Genomic DNA, 25,026 nt, shown 5'->3' with positions numbered 1-25,026 from the left:
TCCAGATTATACGGCGGAAGGCCGTAGCTTCACATTTCCAATCCCAACGACCGACTCCAATTCGGCAATCACGTCCACGCTCGGAGTAACGTTCCACTTTTCTTCCAGGCGTCGCGCGCGCCGAGACTCTTCATCGTACAGGACGACAGGCGTCGTGCCCCGTGAATCGGCCAAAATTTGTCGTACTTTTGACAGCATCGCTCTAGACTCTGCGGAACTGCGATAGCGGATGAACAAGGTCTCCAATCCTTCGCCGCTTTGTTCCATAGGAGCTATCTCGCTGCGCAGCGCCCTCTTCCCCGACTCGGCGTCAGCCAGACCAAAGAGTGGCACTGAACTACTGCTACTCGGACTGCCCTGAACTGCTTCGTAGGCGCTCGAAAGCAGCTTCATCTTAACATCCGAGGATGCCTCGGATGTTGGCAAAAGGTCGGCCAGCGCCCCGCCCAGCAGTAGGCTCTCCATCGCCTTTCGGTTGCACACGCGCGGCGACACGCGTTGGACCAAATCCACAAGCGACGAGAACGAGCCTCCGTCTTTGCGCATGCGCACCAGTTCTGCCACAGCCGCACGGCCAACGCCGCGCAGAGAAAGCAGTCCCGAACGAATGGACGTGTCAGACTCTGCACAAAAATCACCATCGCTATACTGCACCGACGGCGGCAGGACGCGAATTCCAAGCGCCGCCGCATCTTTTGCATAATCGCGCACCTTATCCGGATGAGCACTCGCTAGGGTCATGAGCGTCGCAAAGAAATCAGCCGGGTGGTGCGCCCGCAAGTAGGCCGTACGATAACTGAGCACAGCGTAAGCCGCCGCGTGCGAGCGATTGAATCCATAGTCTGCAAACCGAACAATCAAATCGTAGACACCGTTCGCCACGTCATCCCCGTATCCCCGCTCCCTGCATCCAGAAACAAATCGTTCACGCTCTGCATCCAGCACATCGCGCTTCTTCTTCGAGACCGCACGCCGAAGCAAATCTGCCTGTCCAAGAGAGAACCCAGCCATCTTCGACGCAATTTGCATGATTTGTTCTTGGTAGACAATAACTCCGTAGGTATCGGCGAGAATAGGCTGCAAGTCCGGATGGGGGTAGTGAATCGGCTGTCTCCCGTGCTTGGCGGCAATGAATGTTGGAATGTTGTCCATTGGACCAGGTCGGTACAGGGAAATGACGGCAATCAAATCCTCCATTGAAGTCGGCTTCAAGTCCCTCAGCACCCGGCGCACCCCACTCGAAGACTCCAATTGAAAGCACCCGCTCGTCTGGCCGCGACTGAGCATGGCGAAAGTTGCCGCATCGTCCGTCGGGAGTTTGCGAAAGTCCACCCGCTGGTCGCTGCGTCGCTGAACGCTGGCAATCGTGCCGTCAATCAAAGTCAGCGTCTTCAGCCCCAGAAAGTCCATTTTCACAAATCCGAGCGACTCCACATCTTCCATCGGAAACTGCGTCACGGCAATACCATCCGGCCCAGGAACGACTGGCACCAAGTCGGCAATGGGAAGCGGCGAAATGATGACGCCCGCCGCATGGATCGATGGGTGGCGCGGCAAGCCTTCCAGTTGAATAGCAGTTTCATAAAGCCGATGAGCACGCGGGTCACTCTCCAGCATCTGCCGCAATGCAGGTACCTGCTCCCGCGCCCCGCAAAGCGTCACGCCGGGTTGCTGCGGAATGAGCTTGGCCAGTCGGTCGATCCGCCCATTATCCTCCCCGAGTGCCCGCCCACCATCGCGCAAAGCGGCGCGAGCTGCAAGCGTTCCAAAGGTGCCAATCTGCGCAACGTGATGGGCTCCGTAACGATTTTGAACGTACTGGATGACTTCGCCACGGCGCTCGAACTCAAAATCTGTATCGATGTCAGGCCAACTGACCCGCTCCGGGTTGAGAAAGCGCTCAAAGAGAAGGTGGTTTGCCAGCGGATCGACATCCGTGATACGAAGCGCGTAGGCGACAAGGCTCCCCGCCGCAGAGCCTCGACCAGGTCCAGTCGAGATGCCCTGACGATGGGCAAAGCGGATGAAATCCGCAACGACCAAGAAGTAATCCGCAAAACCGAGACGAGTGATGATCTCCAGTTCGTGATGGAGCCTCTCGATGACGTTTGTCGTCAACGTACCGTAACGTGAAACAGCGCCTGCCGTCGCCGCTTTGCGGAGCACTTCGGCTGACGATTCACCAGCGGCAACTGGATATACTGGCAATCGGACCTGCCCCAAAGGTAGCTCCACTTGGCAAGCTTGAGCAATCTCGACCGTGTTTGCGAGCGCCTCCGGAAAGTGCACGAAGCGCGCCAACATCTCTTCCTCAGTGGCGAGATGATAGCGCGTGGAGGCCAGGGGTGAAGCGGGCGAAGCCGTATCGATGGCTGCCAATACGCGCTGCACTGTGGCGTCTTCCTCTTCCTGATAGTGGACATCGTTCGTGGCGGCGAGCGGTATTGCCAATTTGCGAGACGCAGCTAGCAGACCAGGCAGACCCCGGCGTTCGTGTTCCACACCGTGGTCTTGAATATCCACATAGACTTGCCCAGTCGGTACGACATCGACCAGGCTCACCAACGAATCGGTGGCAGTCTCATCTTGCCCAGCGGCATACTGCCGCAACAACTGAGACTCGCCTCCAGCTACGAGGACGAAAAGATGCAGAGACCGTTCGGCAAGTTCAGACAGCGTCACATGCGGCTGGCGCGGCTTCTGATGGGCAGCCGTCACCAATTGACACAGGTCTCGGTAGCCGTCCAAATTACGCGCAAGTAACACGACCGTGTCCAGCACTGACCCCATGTCCACCTGCAATTGGGCCCCGAGAATCGGGTGAATACCAGCTTCACGGGCTGCTTTGTAAAATGGAACAACACCATAGAGTGCGTTCGTGTCTGTGATGGCGAGCGCAGTCATACCAGCGCTCTTCGCCTTGGCGATAGCATCCGGAATGCGCAGACAACTTTCCTTCAAGGAGTACCCTGTGTGCACGTGCAGATGGACAAATGCAGTCAACGGCTTCGCTCACCTCTCCATCAACTGTGTGGTGATGAGTGCTCGCGCACTATGCTCTTCCGCACTTTCCACATCAACTTCGACTTTCGCAAAACGTCGACCAAAGTCGAGCACAGACGCCGTAATGTGGAGATTTGCTTCAATCGACACGGGTTTTAAAAAGTAGATAGACATGTTCTCAACTGCCATGTCGACATTGCGCCGTCTGCGCAGACACTCTCGGGCGGCATGCTCCATGAGCGTGGTCAACATGCCACTGGACAGGGTACCGAGTCCACTCGTCAATTGCGGAGTCACTCGCCCCACCACGCGAATGCCACCCGAATCCGTCTCTTCGGTCACAAATCCGCGCACCGCCATGTCTTCTAACGTCTCCCCGATTTGTGGTTGCCGATTCATCACTTGCAGAGACTTAATGACATCCTGGCGCGTGAGAATGCCAACCAACTTTCGGTTGTGAATGACCGGCAGCATCTCAATGCCTTCCCATACCATGCGATGCGCCGCCGACGCGACCGTCGTCTGCGGTGTCACCGTCACCGGACTGCGCGACATGTGCAACTCCACAGAGTCTTCCGCAGGGCAGTCCGCGACATCGCGAGCAGTCACCACGCCAACCAGCCGTCCCGAAGAGTCAACCACCGGGAGTCGAGCGTGGCCCGTCGTTTCGACCGCGTGAAAGTAATCTCGCACCGTGGCTTCGCGCGGCAGCATGGCAAGACTCTCCGTCTGCGCCACATCTCCTACAAAGAGAATGTCTTTTTTGATAAGTCGGTCGTAAATGGCGCGGTTGATCATCGCAGCCGTCGTGAACGTGTCGTAGGAACAGGAGATAATCGGCAACTCGCGAGAATTTGCCAACTTCCGAACTTCCTCCGATGCGTCAAATCCTCCCGTTATAAGAACGGCCGCGCCGGAATCGAGCGATAGTTTTTGAACATTTTCTCGATTCCCGACCAACATGAGACTACCTGGGTCCAAATAGCGGGCAATGTTTTCTTGGCGCATGGCGCCAATGACGAACTTATGAAGCGTTTTCTGAAGACCAGCGTGTCCACCGAGCACCGTTCCCTCGACGATACTGACAACCTCTGCATAGGTCAAACTCTCAATTTCACGCGGTTCTTTGCGCTCAATACGCACGGTTCCAACGCGGTCCATCGCACTGACGAGACCGTGAACTTCTGCATCTTTGATAGCCCGGTAGGCAGTCCCTTCACTGACCTGCATCTCGCGAGCAATGCCGCGAACACTGATACGGGCTCCCACAGTCAGGCTTTCAATGTATTCTAAAATCTGTTCATGTTTGGTGGACACGGAACTTCCTCCCCGGTCTGCTTGTTGCAACTTCTTGCGAAATTCTCCTTACCCAATCGGACAGCATCCTGTATGATGAACGTTGGATGGAGAGCATAACGCTCGAAAGGAAGGTCGACCTCCATGCCCACACGTTTCTCATCGCCAACAGTCCATGTAAAGAAATTGCGGTCATACCCCACCTTTGATTTTATATGGAGAGTCGTCATTGTTTTGATTGGCGACTTGGCGGGTTCTATCTCGGTCAACAACTTCCTCGTTCCAGCACACATTCTGTCTGGTGGCCTAACGGGTATCGCCCAAATTTTACACCACTACTTCATATTTTTGCCCATCGGCACACTCTATTTTCTTTTCAATATACCGCTCTTTTTACTCGGTTATCGGTTCCTCGGAAGACGCTTTGTGGTCTTAACTGCCATAGGCATTGTTGGATTCTCTCTGGCAACCGACCTCATTCATCTGCATTTTCGCACCCCGCATCACGACCTCCTCTTGATGTCTCTTTATGGTGGCGTGCTCGGCGGCATCTCCTCTGCATTGGCCATACGCGTCGGTGGATCGATGGGCGGCACCGACATTCTGTCTGTGGTCTTCTACCGATTGACTGGACGCAACGTCTCGTCCACCGGTCTCGTTATGAACGTTATCGTGCTGCTTTTATCGGTAACGGTATTTGGCACAGAAGCTGGTATGTACACCCTGGTATCCATGTTTGCCACGGCGCGCGTGATTGCTGCACTGATGCATCATCAACAGCGAAAGACGGCGCTCATCGTCACATCCAAGGCAAACGAGATGGCTGCGGCCATCAACAGCCGTTTGACGCGTGGTAGCACGCTGATGCGTGCCGAAGGGACATACAGCAACGCCGAACTCGGTGTCTTGATGTGCGTATTGACGGTCATCGAAATTGCCGACTTAAAAATTCTCGTCCAACAGATGGATGAATCAGCCTTTATGACGGTCCTCGACACGACCGAAGTACTCGGTCAATTTCGCCATATCATAGACTGACCGGACGTTTTGTCCACGTTTTATAGGAAAAGCCTGGCGAAGTGGCCAGGCTACCGTATGTTCTGGAAGTGCATGGATGCGATGAATTTTGTTAAAGAGTCGAATTAAAAGCCGTGTTTCGGGTCGTTAATCATCTCAATGCGACCACACTCTTGGCAGACGAATACGTGAACGGCGACGTTTCGCTCCAAAACATTGCTGATGATGGTCTCCCCAACACCCAACACGACATCTCCGACCAAACCAAATTTCCTGCTTAGTCCGCCCGTACGAATCGCGTGTGGGCCTTTGTACTCCATGGCCACATGACAATGGTCACACTCATGCTCCGGCAATGGCTCCTTCGCAGCTCCAGACATATCATGCCCAGAACCACTCAAAGACTCGGGTACTCGTTTCAACGCCTTAAAAAAACTCACTTAGGACGCGCCTCCTTTTGTTTTCGGAAAGTTCGCGTTGCAACTTTAGCCTACCACAACCCATAGATGATGTGCCACTCGGCCCCTTCGAGTAACAGGCAACATGGGCCAGCTCACTAAGTCGTCGGTGCCAAGAACCATCACGGCGCCACAAACTGGCATCACGGAAGGGTGCGCTCGCGAAGAGAGCGGAACAGGTGGAGTGCTAGCGGATCGACCGAAGCAGCGTCATTCGACAGCACAACGAGCCCTCTCGGCTCGAGTAGGTCTAAGCCGACAAAGCTACTATACCCACCCGTCGCACCATTGTGCCACGCAACGGGAACTCGTTCGGGGAGCATCCAAGCGAGACCGATGCCAAGACCAGGTGCAAAACTGGCCCGACGCTGTAAGGCATATCGCAGGGCAGGATGTTGCAACTGTCTTTCCAGGGAGGCAAAACTCGCGCGCAAAAACCGTACCACATCTTCGGTACTCGAGTGCAACCCGAGCGCACCACCAAAGTGCGTCTTCCAGTTGGATTCCAGTCGCCCGCCAAAGGCGTGTCCGGGGAGGAGGCGACGGGCCATCTCTTTGCGCACCTTCAGGGACGTGCTGCGGAGTCCGAGAGGGCGCGAAAGATGCTCGTCCAGCGCGGCATCGAGAGACATCCCACACTTTTTGGCGAGGGCATGGCCAAGTATATCAAACCCTAAATTAGAGTAGGTTCCATAGTCCTTCTGCCGAGCAGGGTTTGATTTGGCATGAAAGCGTCGCAAAAAGCGAAAGAGTCGACGTTCATCAAAAAAACGGTATGGATTACTCCGATAGGGAGAAAATCGCGACAGAAAGCGCCCACCCAACAACAGATTGGACGGAAGACGAGGCAGTCCGGAGTGGTGAGTCGCGAGGTCCGCAAGACAGATGTCCCCGGCGCTAGAGCCGGGCGGCAGACGAGTCGGGAAGATGTCCGACAAAGGGGTTAAAAGCTCCAATTGTCCGCGCTCTATGCAGTCTGCGAGCAACGACGCGGCCCATAACTTGGTAATAGAACCCACCTCATAAATCGCTCGATGCGGAGCCACGCCAGGCAGCATCTCAACATTCGCTACCGAGAGGTGCATCTCGTAGTCGCCGTGAAACAGACCGAAAGCGAGCCGAGTGCGTGGCCGCATGTGCAAATATGGGCGTGCTTGCTCCACGCAGTCTGCCATAAGGCGCTGAAGTAGTCTGACATCGCGCGGCACAAGAACGGTTTGTCTTGATAGGTGCCAGCGCCGGGGCGCAGCGATGCACCTTGGATGCGACGCACCCAGACGCCCCGCAGGTACACTGGCAAAGTGACGCGAGCACCTTATCCGCCGCACTTTCAGGACAGGTGCCGCAGCTTTTCGTAAGGTGATGCGACGCAAAGCTGGCACGACTATTGGGCGGATACAAATGGCCGCTATCCAGAGAACGGCTATCCAGATGGAGACTGCATGAAACCACCTCAAGCGGCTGACCGCCGGGATGATTGCAATCGCTTCAATCACTCCAAATGCGAACAGCACGACCCGCATCGAGAAGACGAGAAGTCTCCACCCCATCGGCCAACGACCCAGTTCGCGACGCGACGCACGGCTCTCCGACTGACGTCCTAAATCCAGCAGTGCCGTCAGGTACGCCAACCAGATGACAAGTGAAACGACATCTGCCCATAAGTGGGCCACGCCACGACCCCCTTAAAGCAACCGCAGGGAAACGTAAAAAGTCGGCGAACGACTGCTACAGAACTCAGGACTTGAAGAGGTCGGACGACAAGTAACGTTCGCCCGTGTCCGGTGCAATGGACAACACGCGCGCATCCCTTGGCAAATCCGCCGCGATGCGAAGAGCAAAAAATGCGGCAGCCGCACCCGAAGCGCCAAGCAACAATCCCTCTTCCGCTGCCAAGCGCCTCGCCATCGACTGAGCATCGCTGTCCTCAATCAGCAAAATTTCGTCGAAAGCCTGTCGATTCAGGACCTTGGGGACGAAACCAGGGCCCGTTCCAGGAATCTTGTGAGATCCAGGCTGTCCCCCAGAGAGCACTGGACTGCCCGCAGGTTCAACGACATAGATTTTGATGCCGGGAATCAGCTTCTTTAATTCTTCTCCGGTGCCCGTGACCGTGCCTCCAGTACCTGCCGTCAGGACCATGGCGTCCAACCGACCTTCGAAGTCCCGAAATATCTCTTTTGCCGTAGTGTTTCGGTGCGCATCCGGATTGGCCGGATTTTCAAACTGCATCGGAATGAACGTGTGCGGCAACGTCTTGGCGATTTTGACAGCTTCGTCAATCGCCCCCTGCATCCGCAAGCCAGCCGGAGTCAAATGCACTTCAGCACCGTACGCTTTAAGAATTTTCACGCGCTCTTCCGTAGCATTGTCCGGCATCGTGATGATGCAACGGTAGCCCTTCGCGGCACAGACCATAGCAATGCCGATTCCGGTATTCCCCGACGTCGGTTCAATGACCGTCGTTTTTCCGGGAATGAGCTTTCCCTCCGCCTCGGCACGGACAATCATGTTGTGCGCTGGCCTGTCTTTAACGCTCCCGGCGGGATTGTGCCCTTCCAGTTTGACAAACACATCCGCCCCGTCTGGATTCGGAAGACGCCGCAACTTGACAATCGGCGTATTGCCTATCATATCGAGCACTGACTGATAAATCGTCACAAGCAGCACCCTTTCTTTCTCCACGACCAACATCGAACCGCTGTACTATCGAGTGCGGAAACATCCGTTGCTCTCGGCCGAGAATCGCCCGCCACACGCATCACTTCGAAAAATGCACCAAGGCTCTGCGCGCCGCTTCCACAAAAATTTTGCTTGCCACCAACATCTGTGCTTCATCGACATCAAATTGTGGATGATGCCAACCCCTTGAGGAACCATCAGGCTTGCCCGTTCCAACCCAGAAAAAGCAACTCGGCAGATGTTCAGCGTAGATGGAAAAGTCTTCTCCCCCGAGCGTCGGCATGGCCTCAACCACAGCATCAACGCCGACCACGTGCTGAGCCGCCTCCCGAACAATGGCTGCCATCGCTTCGTCACTCTCTGTCACCGGCAACTGCCGCTCATAGTCGACCTCCGCACTCGCTCCGAACGCTGCCGCCGTCGAGAAGGCGAGTGTCTTCAAGCGCTCTTCGAGTAAATCTCGATTCTCTGGCTGTAGCGTGCGAACCGTGCCCTCCAACACCGCCTCTTCGGGGATGATGTTGCGCGCAGTCCCCGCATGCAACTGCCCGACCGTAACGACCGCCGAGTGCAGCGGAGACACGTTGCGGCTCACAAGCGACTGCAATCCCGTGACAAGATGAGCCGCGACCAATATCGGATCGACCGAAGTCTGCGGAATGGCCGCGTGTCCACCCGTTCCGCGAACGACAATCCGAAAGTCGTCGACACTCCCCATGAGTGGTCCCGACTTAACGCCAATGTAGCCGCGTTCGAGCAAGGGATTGTTGTGCTCGCCAAAAATGCAACGGACTCCCTGCTCTTGAAGGACACCGCTGGCAACCACCTGTTTTGCCCCTGCACCCACCTCTTCCGCAGGCTGAAACACAAACAAAATACTCCCCGCGAACGACTCCTCCGAGTCTGCCCACTGTTGCGCCAACCATGCCGCTCCGAGAACAGAGGCAGTATGAAAGTCGTGACCGCAGGCATGCATTTTGCCTTCGATGGTACTGGCGTACGGCAACCCAGTCTGTTCGACAATCGGAAGTGCATCGATGTCGGTGCGAATGGCGACGCACGGACCCGGCCGTTTCCCACGGACCAAAGCAAATGTGCCCGTAGGCAAGTTGGAAGACAGTACCTCAATGCCGCTGTCTTTAAGAAACTCCACGATTGAGGCAGTCGTCTGCACTTCTTCGAGACTGAGTTCCGGGTGTTGATGCAAATGCCGTCGAAAGTTTCGCAGTCTTTCTGCCAAAGCCGACTCTTCCACCGAAGCTATCGCCATGAAGCGCGCCTCCCCATATTCAGCCATTTGCTCAGACACAGCGTCGCGATTTCTTAGACTTTAGACCGAACCCGATTGGTGTAGCAACAAATCGACCAAATCCATCGCCGATGGCTCATCTTGACACACCATGAGAATCGTGTCATCGCCTGCAATCGTGCCGAGTAATCCATGCTGAGTGAGGCCGTCCAACATGGCCGCAATCGAATGAGCGTTCCCCGGCATGACTTTGATGACAATCAAGTTTTGCGCTCGCGACTGCGTGATAAAGACGTCTGTCAACTTGCGCCTCAGGGCTTCGACGGTGACGACGGAAGTTGCCACAGGAATGGCATACTTATAGCGGCCACTGGAACCAACCACTTTAATCAACTGCAACTCTTTGATGTCCCGGGAGATGGTCGCCTGAGTCACAGGAAAGCCGGACTCCTCTAGGGCTTTTACCAACTCTTCCTGTGTTTCAATTTCTTGCTGACTGACCAATTCCTTAATGCGCATATGGCGCTTCTCTTTCACCAGCGAACCTCCCCAGGTCGGTGGGAACAGATTTGATGGTCTGGTCGCAACGGCGCCCTTCATTCCTTATTGCGGAATTGGCTCTACTTTGCTCAGCGGCCAAATCACGAAATCTGCCGATCCGATAATATACGAACGCGGCACGTACTTATGCGGCTTCCAAAAGCGACTATCGAATGAATTTTGTCGATTATCGCCCATCATAAAATACTTTCCTTTCGGCACATGATACGGTCCAAACGTGCCGAGTGTCGGTTCTCCGTGCAAATAAGGTTCGGGTAGCACTTTTCCGTTGACGTAGACTTTGCCACCATGAATGTACACCGTATCTCCAGGCGTACCTATGACACGCTTGACAAATATCTCTTTCGTGTCATCAGGATAATGAAACACCACGACTTCACCTTCGTGAATCGGAGAAAACTCCGTCACTAGGTGATTGACGAGGATGTAGCAAGGGTTTGGAATGGTTGGGTACATTGAACCCGTCGGTACTACCGCAAACGACACCACCCATTGAATGATGCCCCAAGCTACGGCACATCCCAACGCAATCGGCCATACCCAATCCCACACTTTACGCATGCGTTCACCTCTACTCAAGAATCTAGTCCTCTTCAGTATGCCGAACTTCAGTCCGTTTCGCCACCCCGTCCACAATTCCGTCATCATGATACAATAGACAAAGCGCACAGAAGGTCAGGCACTCGTCGATTTTCGGGCGAACAGGTGTGGACCTTTCCCGGGAGGCGAACCAGACGAGGTGAGCGCAAGGGATATCCTTCATGTCGACATGAATGCCTTTTACTGCTCATGCCATGCAGCCGAGGAACCGGACAAATACGAACATCGACCGACGGCTGTCGCAGGCAACCCAAAGACTCGCCATGGCATTCTCGTCACCGCCAGCTACGAAGCTCGCGCTCTCGGCGTTCGGGCGACGATGACGGTCCGCGAAGCCTTGAGAATTTGCCCGCACCTCCTGCTGATTGAGCCAAACTTTGTGCTCTATCGCCATTATTCTCGACTTTTTTTTGACATCGTGCGCCGCTTCACGCCACTTGTTGAGGTCGTGAGCATTGATGAGTGTTTCGCGGACGTCACACAGAGCCATCTCTTTGGAGAACCGCAACAGCTAGCGAAAACGCTCCAAACCGCCTTATGGGACGAATTGCATCTGCCTGCGTCGGTCGGGATTGGAGACAATAAGTTTTTAGCGAAAATGGCCAGTGATTTTCGAAAGCCACGTGGCTGTTTCGAACTGCGGCGAGACCGTCTCGAACAAGACCTGTGGCCACTCGCCATCCGTCAGATGTACGGAGTGGGAGAGCGCTCCGCAAGTCGCTTTGTAGAGCGCGGTGTGTGCACCATCGGAGACTTGGCGCGACTCCATCCAGCCGAGGCGAAGCGTTGGTTTGGGGCAAGAGGCGTGGAACTGCAGCAGTGGGCTTCTGGTGAAGACCTGCGAGAGGTACAACCTCATCCAGGTCCACCGAAAAGTATCGGTCACTCCACCACGCTTGCATCCGACTGTCGCGACCTCGAGGAGATGCGCCGCACGCTGCTAAACTTGGCAGACGGCGTGGGAAGGCGAACACGGAAGCGAAACTTGGTCGGCCGGACCGTGCAGTTGACTGTGCGCTACACGTCGATGGAGACCATCACGCGCGTCACCACACTGAAGCAGAAAACCGATTTGACCGAAGACATATATCATGCCGCACAGCAACTGCTCCGCGCGGCCTGGAACGGCAAGCGTCCGGTGCGCCTACTCGGAGTGGCACTAGGCCAACTGAGTCCTTATGAGGACGAGGAAGAAGACGTTCAACTGACTCTATTTGACGTGGGAGAAGGCGCTACAGGCTCGAGCTTAGATGCACTGAAGCGGAAAGAGAAGCGCCACCGACTCTCGCAAGTGACCGATGCACTGCGGGACAAGTACGGCGAAAATATTGTCATGCGTGGCCGGATGGCTTTGCCGAGTGAGTCCAATCGCCTACGCGACAAAAAGCATCGAGGGACTTCCCTCGAACGCACGGACGAACCAGATTGAACCTATGGCCGCTCTGCACCGTGAGCAGTCCCATGAACCATCTCGAGATGACGAGACGAAGGGGGAGAACATGTCGTGGAATTTTTAGATGGCGCGCTCGATCCGATTGTCACCATGGTCCTCTGTATCATCGCTGGGGCAGCCTATGTGGCTTTCTACTCACGAAAACACAAGTGATATTTCAAGACATCGCCGCGGGGCGCAAAGAGCGTCCCGCAGGCACATTTCCGAGCCATAGTCTCGCTCTTTCCTCTGCTCACATTTCTGCCACTTGAGGCCAATCCTGCTATCCACGCGCCCGCGTCTGCTCCACTGTCTCTGCTGGCACAGAGCTTATCGCGTGCTCGCGCCGCGCCGTCTGCATCTCCAGCATGTAACTTCGCTCTTTGTCTGCGGCCACAGCAAAATAAACATTGGCCGAGACAGCAAGCCCTGCAAAAGCTATCCACAAAAATGAAAAAGTTCCTCCTAGCCCGTGTTCCAGCCGAGGAATTTTGGGCACTGCATAAGCCAACAAAGCGACCGTCGCCGCTCCGTACAACACGGATTTCAATTGCCCGTTCCGCACATAAGCAGTCTTTCTGCGCATGAACCGTCCATCCCCTCTAGATATCCCATGTTCAACCGCCAATCATACATCGTGACGCGCATCGATATCCGTCACTCCCGCATGACAAAGATATTCGCCTACGTCCAAGGACATGCATAAGTTGCGAGGATGTGCGGCATTCTTTGAGAGAACACTGCGTTCAATTATCAAGGGAGGCTGAGCAGATGACGACAGTTCTTGACAACTTCGGACACTGGAAAGAGTTCCTCGGCGAGCATGTCGACAAAGCCCAGGCCATGGGCTTTTCAGATGAACAAATCGGCAACGTGGCAGCAAAAATGGGCGAGTTCCTCGCCAACCGGGTCGACCCGAAAAACCCCGAGCAGCGCTTACTGAAAGAGTTGTGGGACAGCGGCGATACGGAGGAAAGAAAAACCCTAGCGAGGCTAATGGTCAAAATGGCCGATAAAGCACACTGAGGAACCCGTCGGCGGGCCAAAAAAGGACTGTTAGTCCATTTTTGGCCAATTTCTATCGAAGACAACCATAATCCACGAAGCTCTCCAAAACGGTTGAGGCGAGGCGTACCCACAGAAAGCGGAGACTGTGCTTTAGCAGTCTCCGCTTTCTGTGGTCATCTGAGACAAAGATGGTTGTCGAGCAAGCAAACTTCAGAGTGCTTTAGACCTCGAGACTCTGTCCATACTCCAACACGTGTCCTGCCAGCCCTTTTATCTCCAACTCACGGACGAATGCATGAGGGTCTTGAGCAATCAAATCAAAAGTGTTGTAATGCATGGGTACCGTATGCTTGGCATGAATCAATTCGGCGGCATAAACCGCATCTTCTGGACCCATGGTAAAATTGTCTCCAATCGGCAACAAAGCGACGTCAATCGCATTGCGGTCGCCAATCAACTTCATATCCCCGAACAAAGCGGTGTCTCCAGCATGGTAGAGAGTCTTTTCTCCCATCGTCAGCAAAATCCCCGAAGGCATCCCAGCGTACAAAAAACCATCCGGAGAGTCGATGCCCGACCCGTGAAAGGCAAGCGTCAGCTTGACTCTGCCAAACGGAAACTGATGTGCTCCACCAATGTGCATTGGGTGCACCTTGACCCCTTTACTGCCAAAGTAAACAGCCAGCTCATTCGGCGCAATGAGGACGGCATCGTTTTGCTTGGCAATCTGCTCGGCATCGAGAATATGGTCGCCGTGCCCATGGCTTAACAAAACAGCGTCGACCTTAACATCTTCCGGCTTCAAAACCGCTTTCGGGTTGCCGCTCAGGAACGGATCGATAATGACCGCGTGTCCATTCGCCTCTACCAAAAACGTCGATTGACCATGGTACGTAATTTTCACTCATATCTCCCCTTCACCTGGATTTCATTCGATGTTAGAAGCTATCATTTCCACTGTCCCCCATGAGTATATCGTGCACAGCAGATGCAGGTCAAAATGTTAGGTGCAACGGTCAACACCCTAAAAAGCAAGATACTTTGCAGGATTTGCCGAGTGACTTTATACTCAATGTGGGACATGTCCGCGAGGTGAACAGTTTCAATGGAGATTGGGACAAAAATTGCGACGCTGCGCCGCGAATTAGGGCTTACGCAAGCCAAACTCGCCCAGTTGGCGCACATCAGTACGAGCGCCGTCGCCATGTACGAGACGAACCGACGCCAACCAGATGACCAAGTACTGACACAGATTGCCACCGCACTTCATGTCTCTCCTAGCGAGTTGACATCAGGCACGGATCTGACTGCAAGTCGATACCCGACCGACCGCACAGAGAAAATGGATTCCCAGCAAGAGAAGAGTAAGTCGGCGACATCAGACCTAGCGGCCAAATCAAAAAAAGAAGTCTCGCGGTCCGCAGAGACGCACTCCAACAAAAAGACCACAGCGGGCGCCGTGGACGAGCTGGTGCGTTCTCATACTGAAACAACCGACCGCCATGAGGCGACTTCGCACGTGGAGGCGACCGCTCACAGAGAAATTGCATATACCGCTGCCAGCGAAGAATCAAGCGCAAGCCTCACGACACTGACTCTGACTCAAGAAGAGGCTCGCATCATCCTGTTTACAAGGATGAATCCCCGAACCATGCCATTTTTGCAGGATTATATTCGGTCGGACGGTCAAAAGCGCGAAAGTCTGGAGAAGGCTTGGAAACTGATTCACGAATTTCAGCGCTGAGTGCGGCGCCCACAAGACATCTCAGGACCGAACTCTCCCATCCAAGCGCTCCTCGCCCTGGATAAGAGGGTCAATCCTTTTTGACCGATTTACAGGTCAGAGTGGCTCAACTGATAGGGAATGGGGTCGGTGAGCCCCGCTTCGGCAAAGCCATAGAGGCGCAGTCGGCAACTGTCACAGACGCCACAAGCTACTGCGCCACCTTCATAGCAAGAGGTGGTCAACTCGTAGGGTACGCCGAGCGATGTCCCCCACTGAATGATTTGAGCCTTGGTCAACGACAGGAGTGGCGTCTCCAAACGTGGCGCAACCCCTTCTACCCCCATTTTAGTCCCTACCTGAAATACGCGAGACACAGCGTCTATGAATTCCGGGCGACAATCTGGATATCCACTGTAGTCGAGCGCATTGACCCCAATAAAGATGGCATGTGCCCCAATCACTTCCGCATAGGATGCAGCGAGGGCCAGAAACAGAAGGTTGCGTCCGGGAACATACGTGGACGGGATGGCCTGCGCGTTGACGCCTTCCCTCGGCACGGACCAATCCGCTTCCGTGAGGGCGCTTCCGCCAATGACGTGCAGAAAGTCAAGTGGAACCACCCGATGATTTCGAACGTTATAATGCTCTGCCAAGGCGTTTGCCGAATCAATCTCACGGCGGTGCCGTTGACCATAGTCAAACGTCAACGCGTCTACCCCGTAACCGAGACTGTCAGCAATTCCCAAGCAAGTCGCGCTGTCCAACCCGCCACTGAGAATGACGACTGCCCGACCCTTCGTCTCATCGTTCATCGACGTGACTCCTCCTCACTGCCTGCCGCAAGTTCCGCCAGTGAATCTGCAGATATCCTCTGTCCTGTCTCCACCGCCGTGACCTCGTTCAGCAATCGGGCCAAGTCCGCCGCTTGCGCCTGACGCGTCAACGACTGTAACAACGGATGGTCCGGTAGACAGCATCCCTCTTGTTGAATCCGCTGAACCAGTTCAACCAGTGCATCTTCCACGTCAGCGACCGACTGATTCGAAGCAACCACGCCTGCATTGCAGCGCAAAATCCAGCGGGACGCCTCACCCTCTTTTAGAAGCGCGAGAATCGGCCGACGCGCGTATAGATATTCGTACAATTTGCCCGGAATGTACATGCCAGCCCGCTCGTCGTCGTCGCCAATCAACAGCAGTGCATGAGCTTGCATCATGCGTTTAGCAACCTCCGCGTGGCTAAGATAACCTAGTCGACGGACGATCCGTTGCAAATCCAGCCGCTCCACCAACTCGGCATTCTCTGCAGAACCAGGCGAGTCGAAGACCCCCGCAAACTCGACTTGCAAGCCGTCTTCCGCAATGCGCCCCGCATCCAGAGCGCGACGAAGCGCCTGCAAAAACGTCTTCGGAGAACGCTTTGGATAGAGAATGCCTGCATAGAGCAGCGTCAACGGCCCAGACCGAGGGAGCGTGTCGTGGGGAGGAAAATCGAGCGGATCGACCCCATTTCGAATGACGCTCACCTTCCCCCGCACGGAAGCCTCTTTGCGGCGAAACAACTCCGCGAACGAATCCGTGACGGTGACAACAGCGTCTGCCTCGCGGAGAACCCGGCGCTCCAGGCGACGCTCAACAGCGGCGCGCAGTGCCCGCGCGGAAAAGTGCATGTTGTCCGTCCATGGGTCCCGAAAATCTGCCACCCACGGCACACCAGTCCAGCGCTTGACCAGAAGACCCACGATGTGCGCACTGTTCGGACCCGAGGTGGTCAGCACGCAGTCAATCTTCTGCTCCTGGACGAGAATGCGCGCCTGCCACGCCGCACGAAGCGCCCAAAGCAGGGCTTCATCAGGAATAGCGACGAGCCCACGAGCCTGTTTGAGCCGGCGGACGAGCCCGCGCTTGATAAAGCTCACGCGCGCCTTTTGCTCCCTCACCTGACTTCGGGGAGAACCGGATGGCGCAGCAGAACCGCCTGCCTCGATGGGCGACCGAGGTGCGGCGGGCGCAACCTGAACCGGGGAAATCCGACTCATGAGCCGCGCCATGTCGTCATCGACGCGAAACACAGGTACGTCGCTGGGAATGGCCTCGAGCAACTTCTCATCAAGCGTGGACGTATGGTGGTGGTTGGCCGTGAGTACGACCGGATGTATCCCATACTCCCCCAGATACTGCGCAAACTTGAGCGACCGCTGCACGCCAATGCCGCCGACTGGCGGAAACAGGTGCGCGACCAACAAAACGCGTGACATTCCAAAAATACCTCCTAGGAAAGTTGCCCAGACGGCTGCGGTGAGGGCAAAAAAGTGTCCAGACGGTGACGCGGATCAATAATCACGGGCGTGTCCGTCAGCGGCCAGACATCTTTCCAGGGCACCGATTCAAACTCCGGTTGCCAGGCACCGACCACAACCACGGCAGCGCTCTCGAGACACTCTGCCATGGTTTCAACTTGAAAATCGAACGTGGCACGCGGCACGGTCGGATCGAACGCACGCACATCCGCCCCAGCTGCAGCAAAAGCGAGCGCACAGTCGACTGCCGGGCTTTGGCGGGTATCGTTCGATCCGTCTTTCATCCCAAGCCCGAGCACTGCGACGCGAGTCCCTGTAAGGCGGCGACCTCTGTCCTGCAGGCGAAGGGCCGCTGCTTCAACCAACCGATGCGGCACCCCCGCATTGACGGCGCGCGCCGTTTCAAAGAGTGGCATCATGTCCTTGTCTTCGACCGAGTCGCGCAGATAGAGATACGCATTGGGGATGCAAAACCCACCCACTCCTACGCTCGGCATGAGCAGTTGTACGCGCGGATGAGTATTCGTCATTTCAATGAGATGATACAAATCTACTTCGTGCGCCTGTGCCACTTTCGCCAATTCATTGACGATAGCGAGGTTGACGTCACGCTGCACATTTTCCACGACTTTGGCGAGTTGCGATGTGCGCAAATCGGTCTGATGAATGGCACCGTCCGTCAGTTCTGCGAGCAATTCAGACGCCCTCTGCGTACAGGCGGGCGTGAGTCCGCCGACGACGACATCGAGCGTGCGGAACTCTTTCATCGCACGGCCTTCTGCCACTCGCTCTGCCGCATAGGCCACATGAAAGTCAGACCCCGCAGCGAGTTTGCTCACGGCAGTCAGTCGCGGTAGCAGCCGCTGCTCGACCGTGCCCGGCACCAGCGTCGGGCGCAAGAGAATGAGTTGGCCGCGCATAATGACGCTGCCCAGCGCATCGATGGCTGCGTCGAGGGGCTCGTAAATTAATTGGCCACCCGAAGGGTGCACGGGAATGCCTACCGTGACCACGTAGGCCGACACTTTCGCACGCGTATGCTCCATCTCGGTCGTGGGAATAAAGGTGCCGGCAGCAAGATGCTTTTTCAAATGAGCGTCGAGCGGAACACCGTCATCGTCTTCCGTCACATACGCCATTCCCCGCTGGAGAAGGTCGATTTTACCGGGATCGACATCCACACCATAGACCTGAAACCCTTTTTCACAAAAGCTGAGCGCGAGCGGCAAGCCAATGAATCCAAGCCCGACCACGCTGATACATTTCTTATCCAAACGATGTCACCTCATTGTCTTGGATACGAGTCTAGAGCACGAGCCTTGCGCCGAAAGTAGGCTTGAGAACTGACAGGCAGCGTGTTACAATTCGTTATCAATTCCTTCAATATATCCTTCTACATGAAACCTAACATGTGTCGATGCGAAGGACAAGTAGCGTTCTTGTCAGTGTCTCAGAGAATGGGCGGCGGTGCAAGCCCATACACGGAGTGCGTGAATATCCCCTTCAAGATGACGCCCGAACGCAGTCCAACCAGGGTCGCAAAGACCGGCGAAAACTGGTTTCAGACTGCCGCGTAAGGCATCCGGCTCCTCTCCCGATAGCGAGAGACGCCTCATTGCGAAGACATTCGCCGAGGCGACCGATGGAGCAGGCGTTCGTCGTGCGACGAATCGGGTGGCTAATGAGGGTGGTACAGCGGGTGAACAGCTCGTCCCTATAGAGGGGCGAGCTTTTTTGATTTCTCATAGTGAAACTTCGAGGAGGCCAGCAACATGTTGCGAAAAGTCGACGCCAAAGAGCCAGCTGTGCAGCGAGAAGAGCGCATTCTCCAATTCTGGAAGGAGCAAGATGTGTTCGCACGAAGTGAACGAGAACGGCGAGGCGGTCCGGAATTCGTCTTTTACGAAGGTCCGCCAACAGCCAACGGCAAGCCGCACCCTGGACACGTCTTGACGCGCGTCATCAAAGACGTCTACCCCCGCTACCGAACGATGAAAGGCTACCACGTGGTGCGCAAAGCGGGTTGGGATACGCATGGTCTGCCGGTCGAAATCGAGATTGAAAAAAAATACGGCATCAGCGGCAAAAAGCAAATCGAAGCGTTTGGTGTGGAACGTTTCATCGAAGCGTGCCGGGCCAGCGTATTTCAGTACGAGACGACCTGGCGGGAATTGACGGAGCGCCTTGGCTATTGGGTCGATCTCGACAACGCCTACCTCACCATGACGGACGACTACATTGAGTCCGTGTGGAACCTGCTCTATCGCATATACAACAAAGGCTACCTCTATCAGGGGCACCGGGTCTCACCCTACTGTCCACACTGCGAGACGACGCTGTCCAGCCACGAGGTGGCGCAAGGATACGAGGACGTCAAGGATTTGTCGGTGACGGCCAAGTTCCGCCTCCGAGCAGACGGCGGCATGGCACAGCAACGTTCGATGTCGACCGAACCTCCGACCGCCTCCGACGTGTCGGAGGATGCGCATGACCGACCCACCTTTTTCTTGGCTTGGACGACGACTCCCTGGACTTTGCCATCCAATGTGGGCTTAGCGGTCCATCCGGACCTGACCTACGTGCTCATCGACTCTCCTGTGCGAGGCGAGCGCTACTACGTGGCGGCGGGAAGAAAAGAGCACTTTCTCATGGAGGGTGACCAAGTGGTCTCGGAGTACCTCGGCAAGGATTTGGCGGGCCTTCACTATCAACCAGTGTTTCCATATCTCGATGACGAGGCGGGGCGCAAATTTGAAGTCTTGCTCTCGGGCCACGTAACCGACGAGTCCGGCACTGGCATTGTCCATATGGCGCCTGCTTTTGGCGAAGACGACTATCGCGTCTGTCGCGAACACGGCATGGCATTTTGCAACTTTGTCGACGATACCGGTCGCTTTACGAAACACGTGAGAGAGTATGCAGGTCGGTTTGTCAAAGATGAAGATTTAAATGTCGATCTCGTCAAAGACCTTTCGGCTCGCGGTCTCGTCTATGAAAAGCACAAGTTTGAACATGCGTATCCGCACTGTTGGCGATGTGGCACACCGCTGCTCTACTACGCGGTCGACAGTTGGTTCATCCGCATGACCGACGTACGTGACCAATTGCTGGCCAACTCGAATGGCGTACATTGGATGCCGGACAACATCAAATCTGGGCGCATGGGCAACTTTCTTCAAAATGTGGTGGACTGGAACCTCTCGCGCAATCGCTACTGGGGGACACCGCTGCCCATTTGGCGCTGCAAATCGTGCGGGGACGAAGTTTGCATCTCTTCGCGCGCCGACTTACTCGAGCGTGCCGGTCGACTACCTCAGGAACTGCATAAACCGTACATCGACGACATCACCTTCGACTGTGCCTGCGGCGGCGTCTACCAGCGCGTGCCCGAAGTCATCGACGTCTGGTTTGACTCTGGCAGCATGCCGTTCGCACAACTGCACTATCCGTTCGAGAACGAAGCGGAGTTCGCCGTGCGCTTCCCCGCTGATTTCATCTCGGAAGCGGTCGACCAGACACGCGGCTGGTTTTACTCTTTGCTCGCCATCGCGACCCTCGTCACAGGTCAGGCTCCATACAAAAACGTATTGGTCATGGGCCACGTGCTCGATGAGCATGGGAAAAAGATGTCTAAGTCTAAGGGCAACGTGATTGACCCATTCGAAGCATTTGACGCCCACGGGGCAGACGCACTGCGCTTTTACTTTCTGTCCAACACCCAACCGTGGAACTCGCAGCTGTTTTACCATCGCGCCGTGGCAGAGAGCAAGGCGAAGTTTCTCGACTTGCTGCAGAATGTGCACGCTTTTTACGCACTCTACGCGCTACTCGACCACTTCTCGCCTGAGGAGCATCAAGTACCCGTGGCGGATCGACCGGTCTTTGACCGCTGGATACTAGCCCGCCTGCAACAGACCATTCTTCGTGTCGAACGCGGACTGGAACAATACGATGCGACAGCTGGAGCACGGGCACTGCAGGAGTTTGTCGACGAATTGTCAACGTGGTACATCCGCCGCAATCGCGAACGTTTCTGGGCCTCTGGTATGGAGACCGACAAAGTGTCCGCATATCTGACGCTCTCTCATGTCCTTGCCACCGTGGCCAAGTTGATGGCTCCATTTACGCCGTTTGCCGCAGAAGAACTCTACCAGAATGTAGTTCGAGGAACTGACGCCGAGGACGCGCCGGACAGCGTACACCTGTGTAACTTTCCATCTGCCGACGAAGCGCTGCTTGACACCGCGCTCATCGCAGAGATGGAGGCGGTTCTGCGGGTGGTCGAGACTGGCCGACTCCTTCGCAACGAAAGTAAGCTGAAAACACGCCAGCCGCTTGCCAAACTCTATCTACCCAAGACCATAGAGACGCTGCTCGCGCCGTATGAGGCGGTGTTGAAGGATGAATTAAACGTCAAAGAGCTGGTGTACGGAACAGAATCCGAATTCGCCAGAGCGTATTTGCACTTAGACCTGAAAGCTGCAGGAAAATCGTTCGGCAGCAAACTGCCATCTCTGCTTGCTGCCTCCAAGACCGTAGACAAGGCCACGGTCGAGGCTTTTCAACACCATGGGGAAGTCTCGTTGATGGGCGAGACGATAACGCGTGAACACGCGACCGTCGCCTACGAACCCAACTTCCCGGGCAAGATGGCGACGAACGCGTTCGGCTTTGTTGGGTTGCATACGGAACTGACGCCGGAACTCATTGAGGAAGGATTTGTTCGCGAAATCGTCTCGAAGATGCAGATGATGCGCAAAGAGGTAAACTACGAGGTCACACAGCGCGTCCGCTTCCACGCGGAAGGAGATCAGGAGGTGCTCGACATCCTCCGGCGCAATTTTTCGACCATCCGGGAAACGGTGCTCATCGCCGAATTAGTCGACGAGGCACTGACTGGCGATTTAACAAAAGAGTGGAATGTCAATGGGAAGCAGTTGACATTGACCGTCACCGCCTGAGGACACCGACAGCAATCGCTCCGGATGCCCATTGAAAAGCCGCCGTTAGCCTCTCGGCTACCGGCGGCTTTTTGTTTCCGCACTGCAAGGCCCCAAAAGGCGCCTCGCTCTGCGAGAGGACGATTCAACTGCTCAGACTTGCTCTGTCCACTTTCCTTTCGAAAAGAGTGGCACCACACGTCCATCCGATGTCTTGGCGTCGATGTCCATGTGCGTCGATCCAATCATGAAATCCACATGCATTAAACTCTCATTCAGGCCGTTTTCGGACCACTGCTCGCGAGTCAATCCATGCCCACCTTCAATCAGTGGGTAGGCTTTGCCAATCGCTAGATGACACGAGGCATTTTCATCAAACAGCGTGTTGTAAAAGAGCGTGCCCATTTGTGAGATGGGTGAGTCGACTGGCACAAGCGCCACTTCCCCGAGGTAGTGACTGCCTTCATCCGCCTCGACGATATGCTGCAACGCATCCTGGCCGCGCGAGGCACGATAATCCACAATACGCCCTTCCGAAAAAGTCAATTCAATGCCCTCAATGAGCGACCCATTGTGAACCAGCGGCATCGTGCTGCGCACTTTTCCATGGACTCCAGTCCGCAGTGGGGCAGAGAAGACTTCTTCCGTGGGAATGTTGGCGACAAACGGTATGCCACCTTGTGTCGGCTGTCCGGCGGCGGTCCAATAGTGGCGCTCGTGCATGTCGATGGTCAAATCCGTTCCCGGCGCGCGGTAGTGAAGTTGGCGAATGCCGAGACGATTGAGCCAGTCACTGCGCCGTTTGAGACGCTCTAAATGCGCCCGCCAGTCTTCCACCGGCTGTTCCCCAGTAGCTCTCGAAGCCTGCAAAATCCCTTGCCACAGTGCGGCGACCCGCTCTTCTTTGGGTAGGTCCGCATGGACGACATCCGCCCATGCCTCGGTCGGTGCAGACGCCAACGTCCAACTGTACTCGTTGTTCGTGCGGCGATCATTGAATGACCGAAATGCTCCTGCGATTGCTTTGTTCGCCTCATCCACACTCCCTCGTGGAACGCCGTCAAAGAGGTGTGGATTGGACGCCGGAATAGCGACGAAGGCTGCACCTTCGTCCGCCAATTTCTGCACCCACTGCGCCTGCCACGCGGCGCGTTCGGCAAGCGTAGACAGTGCGCCGCGTTGAACGGTCTCACGGAGCCACCACTCGTCTCCATAATCCACATGGACGAATTTCGCACCAGCGTCATACGCTGCGGAAGTGAGATCTCGTGCAAACTCGACATGCTCTGGATAGACTTGTCTACTAGCGAATCCAATGACCAAGTGTTGGCCAGGCTGTAGATTGACGCCAACCTTGATCACCAGTTCTGCATACTTTTTTCGCTGCGACGAAAGCTTTGTGTTCGACAACATCACCTAGCGACCCCCCTACCGAATGGTTTCTCTTCAGCCTCAAGCGACGGTCCGAAAACGATAGCACCCTTGACCGTCTGCTTCGCACAGAAAACTACGCGATACACAGTTCAGTATAGTACAGACAGGCGTCATTTCTCAGCATTCACCGCCAGCGGGCGAACGCGCCTCCAGCCGAGATAGACAGCCAACAGCGCAAACACACCGCCTACCACACATACCCCAGGCCAACCGTAGGCGCTCCACGCATCCGCCCCGAGTGCCGACCCGAGTGCCCCACCCACAAAGTACGTGACCATGTACACCGTGTTCAGTCGATTGCGGGCGTCTGGCCGCAGACTGTAAATGCGAGCCTGATTCGAAATTTGCGCTCCTTGAACACCGAGATCGAGCAAAATGACACAAAACACGAGACCCCACAGCCAATCATCCAGGACCGCAAAGAGCGCGAAGGACAGGAGCGTGAAAAGCGCGCCCATAGCCGCAACCCGCCGTGGCGACTGGCGGTCTGCGAGGCGACCGGCGACTGGCGCGATGGACGCGCCGGCCACGCCGACCAAGCCAAACAAACCAGCTACTTCAGAGCCGTAATGGTAGGGCGGGGACCCTAGGCGAAACACGAGCGTCGTCCAAAAGACACTGAACGCCCCAAAGAGCAGCCCTCCCATAGCGGCGGCTTCACGCAAAGGACCGAGTTCCCGCGTCAGACGAAACAGTGAGGCGAGAATCTCGCCATACGCCGTTTTACTGTCCGGATGGCGAACTGGCAGCAACATGTAAAGGACCATGCCGAGCGCAATCATCAACACGGCAGCCACCCCAAACATGGTGCGCCAGCCGAACCACGCCCCCACAAAACCAGCAAATGTACGGGCCAAGAGCACTCCGATGAGCAAGCCACTCATGACGGTGCCGACGACTTTCCCCCGCTCTTCCTCGCGAGCCAAATTTGCGGCAAGTGGAACAATCAGCTGCGGTACGACGGTCGTGACACCCATCAAGAGTGAGGCGATATACAACCAGAGTAGCGTTGGCGCCAAGGCAACCGCGGCGAGCATGCATGCCACCACTCCGAGCATGACAACAATCAACCGACGCTGTTCAAAGCGGTCTCCGAGCGGAACGAACAGAAACAACCCGACTGCGTAGCCAATTTGCGTCATCATCGAAAGAACGCCGAGTTGCCGGGCCGAGACAGAAAATGTGCGGCCTATGTCTGCGAGCAGAGGCTGCGCATAGTAAATATTGGCCACGGAAAGCCCGCAAGCCACCGCCAACACGAGTAAAAGGCGCCGTGTGAGCGGATGGCTCTCCGGCACCACTGCACGAACAGCCAACCAAG

General features: G+C 55.7%; 20 protein-coding genes. 5 read left to right on the top strand and 15 right to left on the bottom strand.

The annotated features are described in order from the left end of the window. Positions 1–6: 6 nt before the first annotated feature. Entirely contained in the window at positions 7–3,003 is a 2,997-nt protein-coding gene (dnaE, locus tag M4I36_RS00835; RefSeq protein WP_258109717.1) for a DNA polymerase III subunit alpha, read from the bottom strand. Between the two features lie 9 nt (positions 3,004–3,012). Beyond that, positions 3,013–4,320, bottom strand: a complete 1,308-nt coding sequence (locus M4I36_RS00830; RefSeq protein ID WP_258109716.1) for a DRTGG domain-containing protein — start codon at positions 4,318–4,320, stop codon at positions 3,013–3,015. Positions 4,321–4,443: 123 nt separating this feature from the next. Here M4I36_RS00830 and M4I36_RS00825 point away from each other — a divergent pair, with 123 nt between their 5' ends. Beyond that, entirely contained in the window at positions 4,444–5,337 is an 894-nt protein-coding gene (locus M4I36_RS00825; RefSeq protein ID WP_258109715.1) for a YitT family protein, read from the top strand. Positions 5,338–5,441: 104 nt separating this feature from the next. Here M4I36_RS00825 and M4I36_RS00820 read toward each other — a convergent pair whose 3' ends face one another. From M4I36_RS00820 to lepB, 6 genes are all read right to left on the bottom strand, one after another. Beyond that, positions 5,442–5,756, bottom strand: coding sequence for a hypothetical protein (locus M4I36_RS00820; protein WP_258109714.1), 315 nt, complete (start codon positions 5,754–5,756; stop codon positions 5,442–5,444). Positions 5,757–5,917: 161 nt separating this feature from the next. Further along, positions 5,918–7,447: a serine hydrolase domain-containing protein gene (locus tag M4I36_RS00815; protein ID WP_258109713.1), complete on the bottom strand. Its 1,530-nt coding sequence runs from the start codon at positions 7,445–7,447 to the stop codon at positions 5,918–5,920. 64 nt (positions 7,448–7,511) lie between these two features. Further along, entirely contained in the window at positions 7,512–8,408 is an 897-nt protein-coding gene (cysK, locus tag M4I36_RS00810) for a cysteine synthase A (RefSeq protein WP_374985083.1), read from the bottom strand. Positions 8,409–8,535: 127 nt separating this feature from the next. After that, the gene (locus tag M4I36_RS00805; protein WP_258109712.1) at positions 8,536–9,726 is read right to left on the bottom strand and encodes a M20 metallopeptidase family protein; all 1,191 of its coding nucleotides are present in this window, start codon (positions 9,724–9,726) and stop codon (positions 8,536–8,538) included. Between the two features lie 60 nt (positions 9,727–9,786). Further along, a complete protein-coding gene (gene argR / locus M4I36_RS00800; protein WP_258109711.1) occupies positions 9,787–10,242 on the bottom strand; it encodes an arginine repressor in 456 nt (151 codons plus the stop codon). A 66-nt stretch (positions 10,243–10,308) separates the two neighbouring features. Then, complete coding sequence (gene lepB / locus M4I36_RS00795; RefSeq protein WP_258109709.1) at positions 10,309–10,845, bottom strand: signal peptidase I; 537 nt, start codon at positions 10,843–10,845, stop codon at positions 10,309–10,311. 160 nt (positions 10,846–11,005) lie between these two features. Between lepB and M4I36_RS00790 the strand changes: the two genes are divergently transcribed. Beyond that, on the top strand, positions 11,006–12,295 hold the full coding sequence (locus tag M4I36_RS00790) for a DNA polymerase IV (protein ID WP_258109707.1): 1,290 nt from the start codon (positions 11,006–11,008) through the stop codon (positions 12,293–12,295). A 286-nt stretch (positions 12,296–12,581) separates the two neighbouring features. Here the strand turns inward: M4I36_RS00790 and M4I36_RS00785 are convergent, their stop codons facing one another. Further along, positions 12,582–12,884, bottom strand: a complete 303-nt coding sequence (locus tag M4I36_RS00785; RefSeq protein ID WP_258109706.1) for a hypothetical protein — start codon at positions 12,882–12,884, stop codon at positions 12,582–12,584. A gap of 185 nt (positions 12,885–13,069) precedes the next feature. Between M4I36_RS00785 and M4I36_RS00780 the strand changes: the two genes are divergently transcribed. Beyond that, positions 13,070–13,324, top strand: coding sequence for a DUF3243 domain-containing protein (locus M4I36_RS00780; RefSeq protein ID WP_258109705.1), 255 nt, complete (start codon positions 13,070–13,072; stop codon positions 13,322–13,324). Between the two features lie 202 nt (positions 13,325–13,526). Here the strand turns inward: M4I36_RS00780 and M4I36_RS00775 are convergent, their stop codons facing one another. Beyond that, positions 13,527–14,210: a metal-dependent hydrolase gene (locus tag M4I36_RS00775; protein ID WP_258109704.1), complete on the bottom strand. Its 684-nt coding sequence runs from the start codon at positions 14,208–14,210 to the stop codon at positions 13,527–13,529. 201 nt (positions 14,211–14,411) lie between these two features. Between M4I36_RS00775 and M4I36_RS00770 the strand changes: the two genes are divergently transcribed. After that, positions 14,412–15,050: a helix-turn-helix domain-containing protein gene (locus M4I36_RS00770; protein WP_258109703.1), complete on the top strand. Its 639-nt coding sequence runs from the start codon at positions 14,412–14,414 to the stop codon at positions 15,048–15,050. 89 nt (positions 15,051–15,139) lie between these two features. On the opposite strand, the gene queC is transcribed toward M4I36_RS00770, so the two are convergent. From queC to M4I36_RS00755, 3 genes are read right to left on the bottom strand one after another with little or no spacing between them, the layout of a single operon-like run. After that, positions 15,140–15,844, bottom strand: a complete 705-nt coding sequence (queC, locus tag M4I36_RS00765; RefSeq protein ID WP_258109702.1) for a 7-cyano-7-deazaguanine synthase QueC — start codon at positions 15,842–15,844, stop codon at positions 15,140–15,142. After that, positions 15,841–17,289, bottom strand: coding sequence for a glycosyltransferase family 4 protein (locus tag M4I36_RS00760; protein ID WP_258109701.1), 1,449 nt, complete (start codon positions 17,287–17,289; stop codon positions 15,841–15,843). Before M4I36_RS00760 ends, queC begins: the two co-directional genes overlap by 4 nt. Before the next feature lie 14 nt (positions 17,290–17,303). Further along, complete coding sequence (locus M4I36_RS00755; RefSeq protein WP_258109700.1) at positions 17,304–18,605, bottom strand: nucleotide sugar dehydrogenase; 1,302 nt, start codon at positions 18,603–18,605, stop codon at positions 17,304–17,306. Positions 18,606–19,103: 498 nt separating this feature from the next. On the opposite strand from M4I36_RS00755, the gene ileS reads away from it, so the two are divergent. After that, positions 19,104–22,292, top strand: coding sequence for an isoleucine--tRNA ligase (ileS, locus tag M4I36_RS00750; RefSeq protein ID WP_258109699.1), 3,189 nt, complete (start codon positions 19,104–19,106; stop codon positions 22,290–22,292). Between the two features lie 132 nt (positions 22,293–22,424). On the opposite strand, the gene M4I36_RS00745 is transcribed toward ileS, so the two are convergent. Then, on the bottom strand, positions 22,425–23,684 hold the full coding sequence (locus tag M4I36_RS00745; RefSeq protein WP_258109774.1) for an aminopeptidase: 1,260 nt from the start codon (positions 23,682–23,684) through the stop codon (positions 22,425–22,427). Between the two features lie 131 nt (positions 23,685–23,815). Continuing rightward, entirely contained in the window at positions 23,816–25,021 is a 1,206-nt protein-coding gene (locus tag M4I36_RS00740) for an MFS transporter (RefSeq protein ID WP_258109698.1), read from the bottom strand. Between the last annotated feature and the right edge of the window lie 5 nt (positions 25,022–25,026).

This window comes from Alicyclobacillus sp. SP_1 (assembly GCF_024706985.1).
Lineage (GTDB): Bacteria > Bacillota > Bacilli > Alicyclobacillales > Alicyclobacillaceae > Alicyclobacillus_I.
This window is presented reverse-complemented; position numbering and strand designations above follow the sequence as displayed.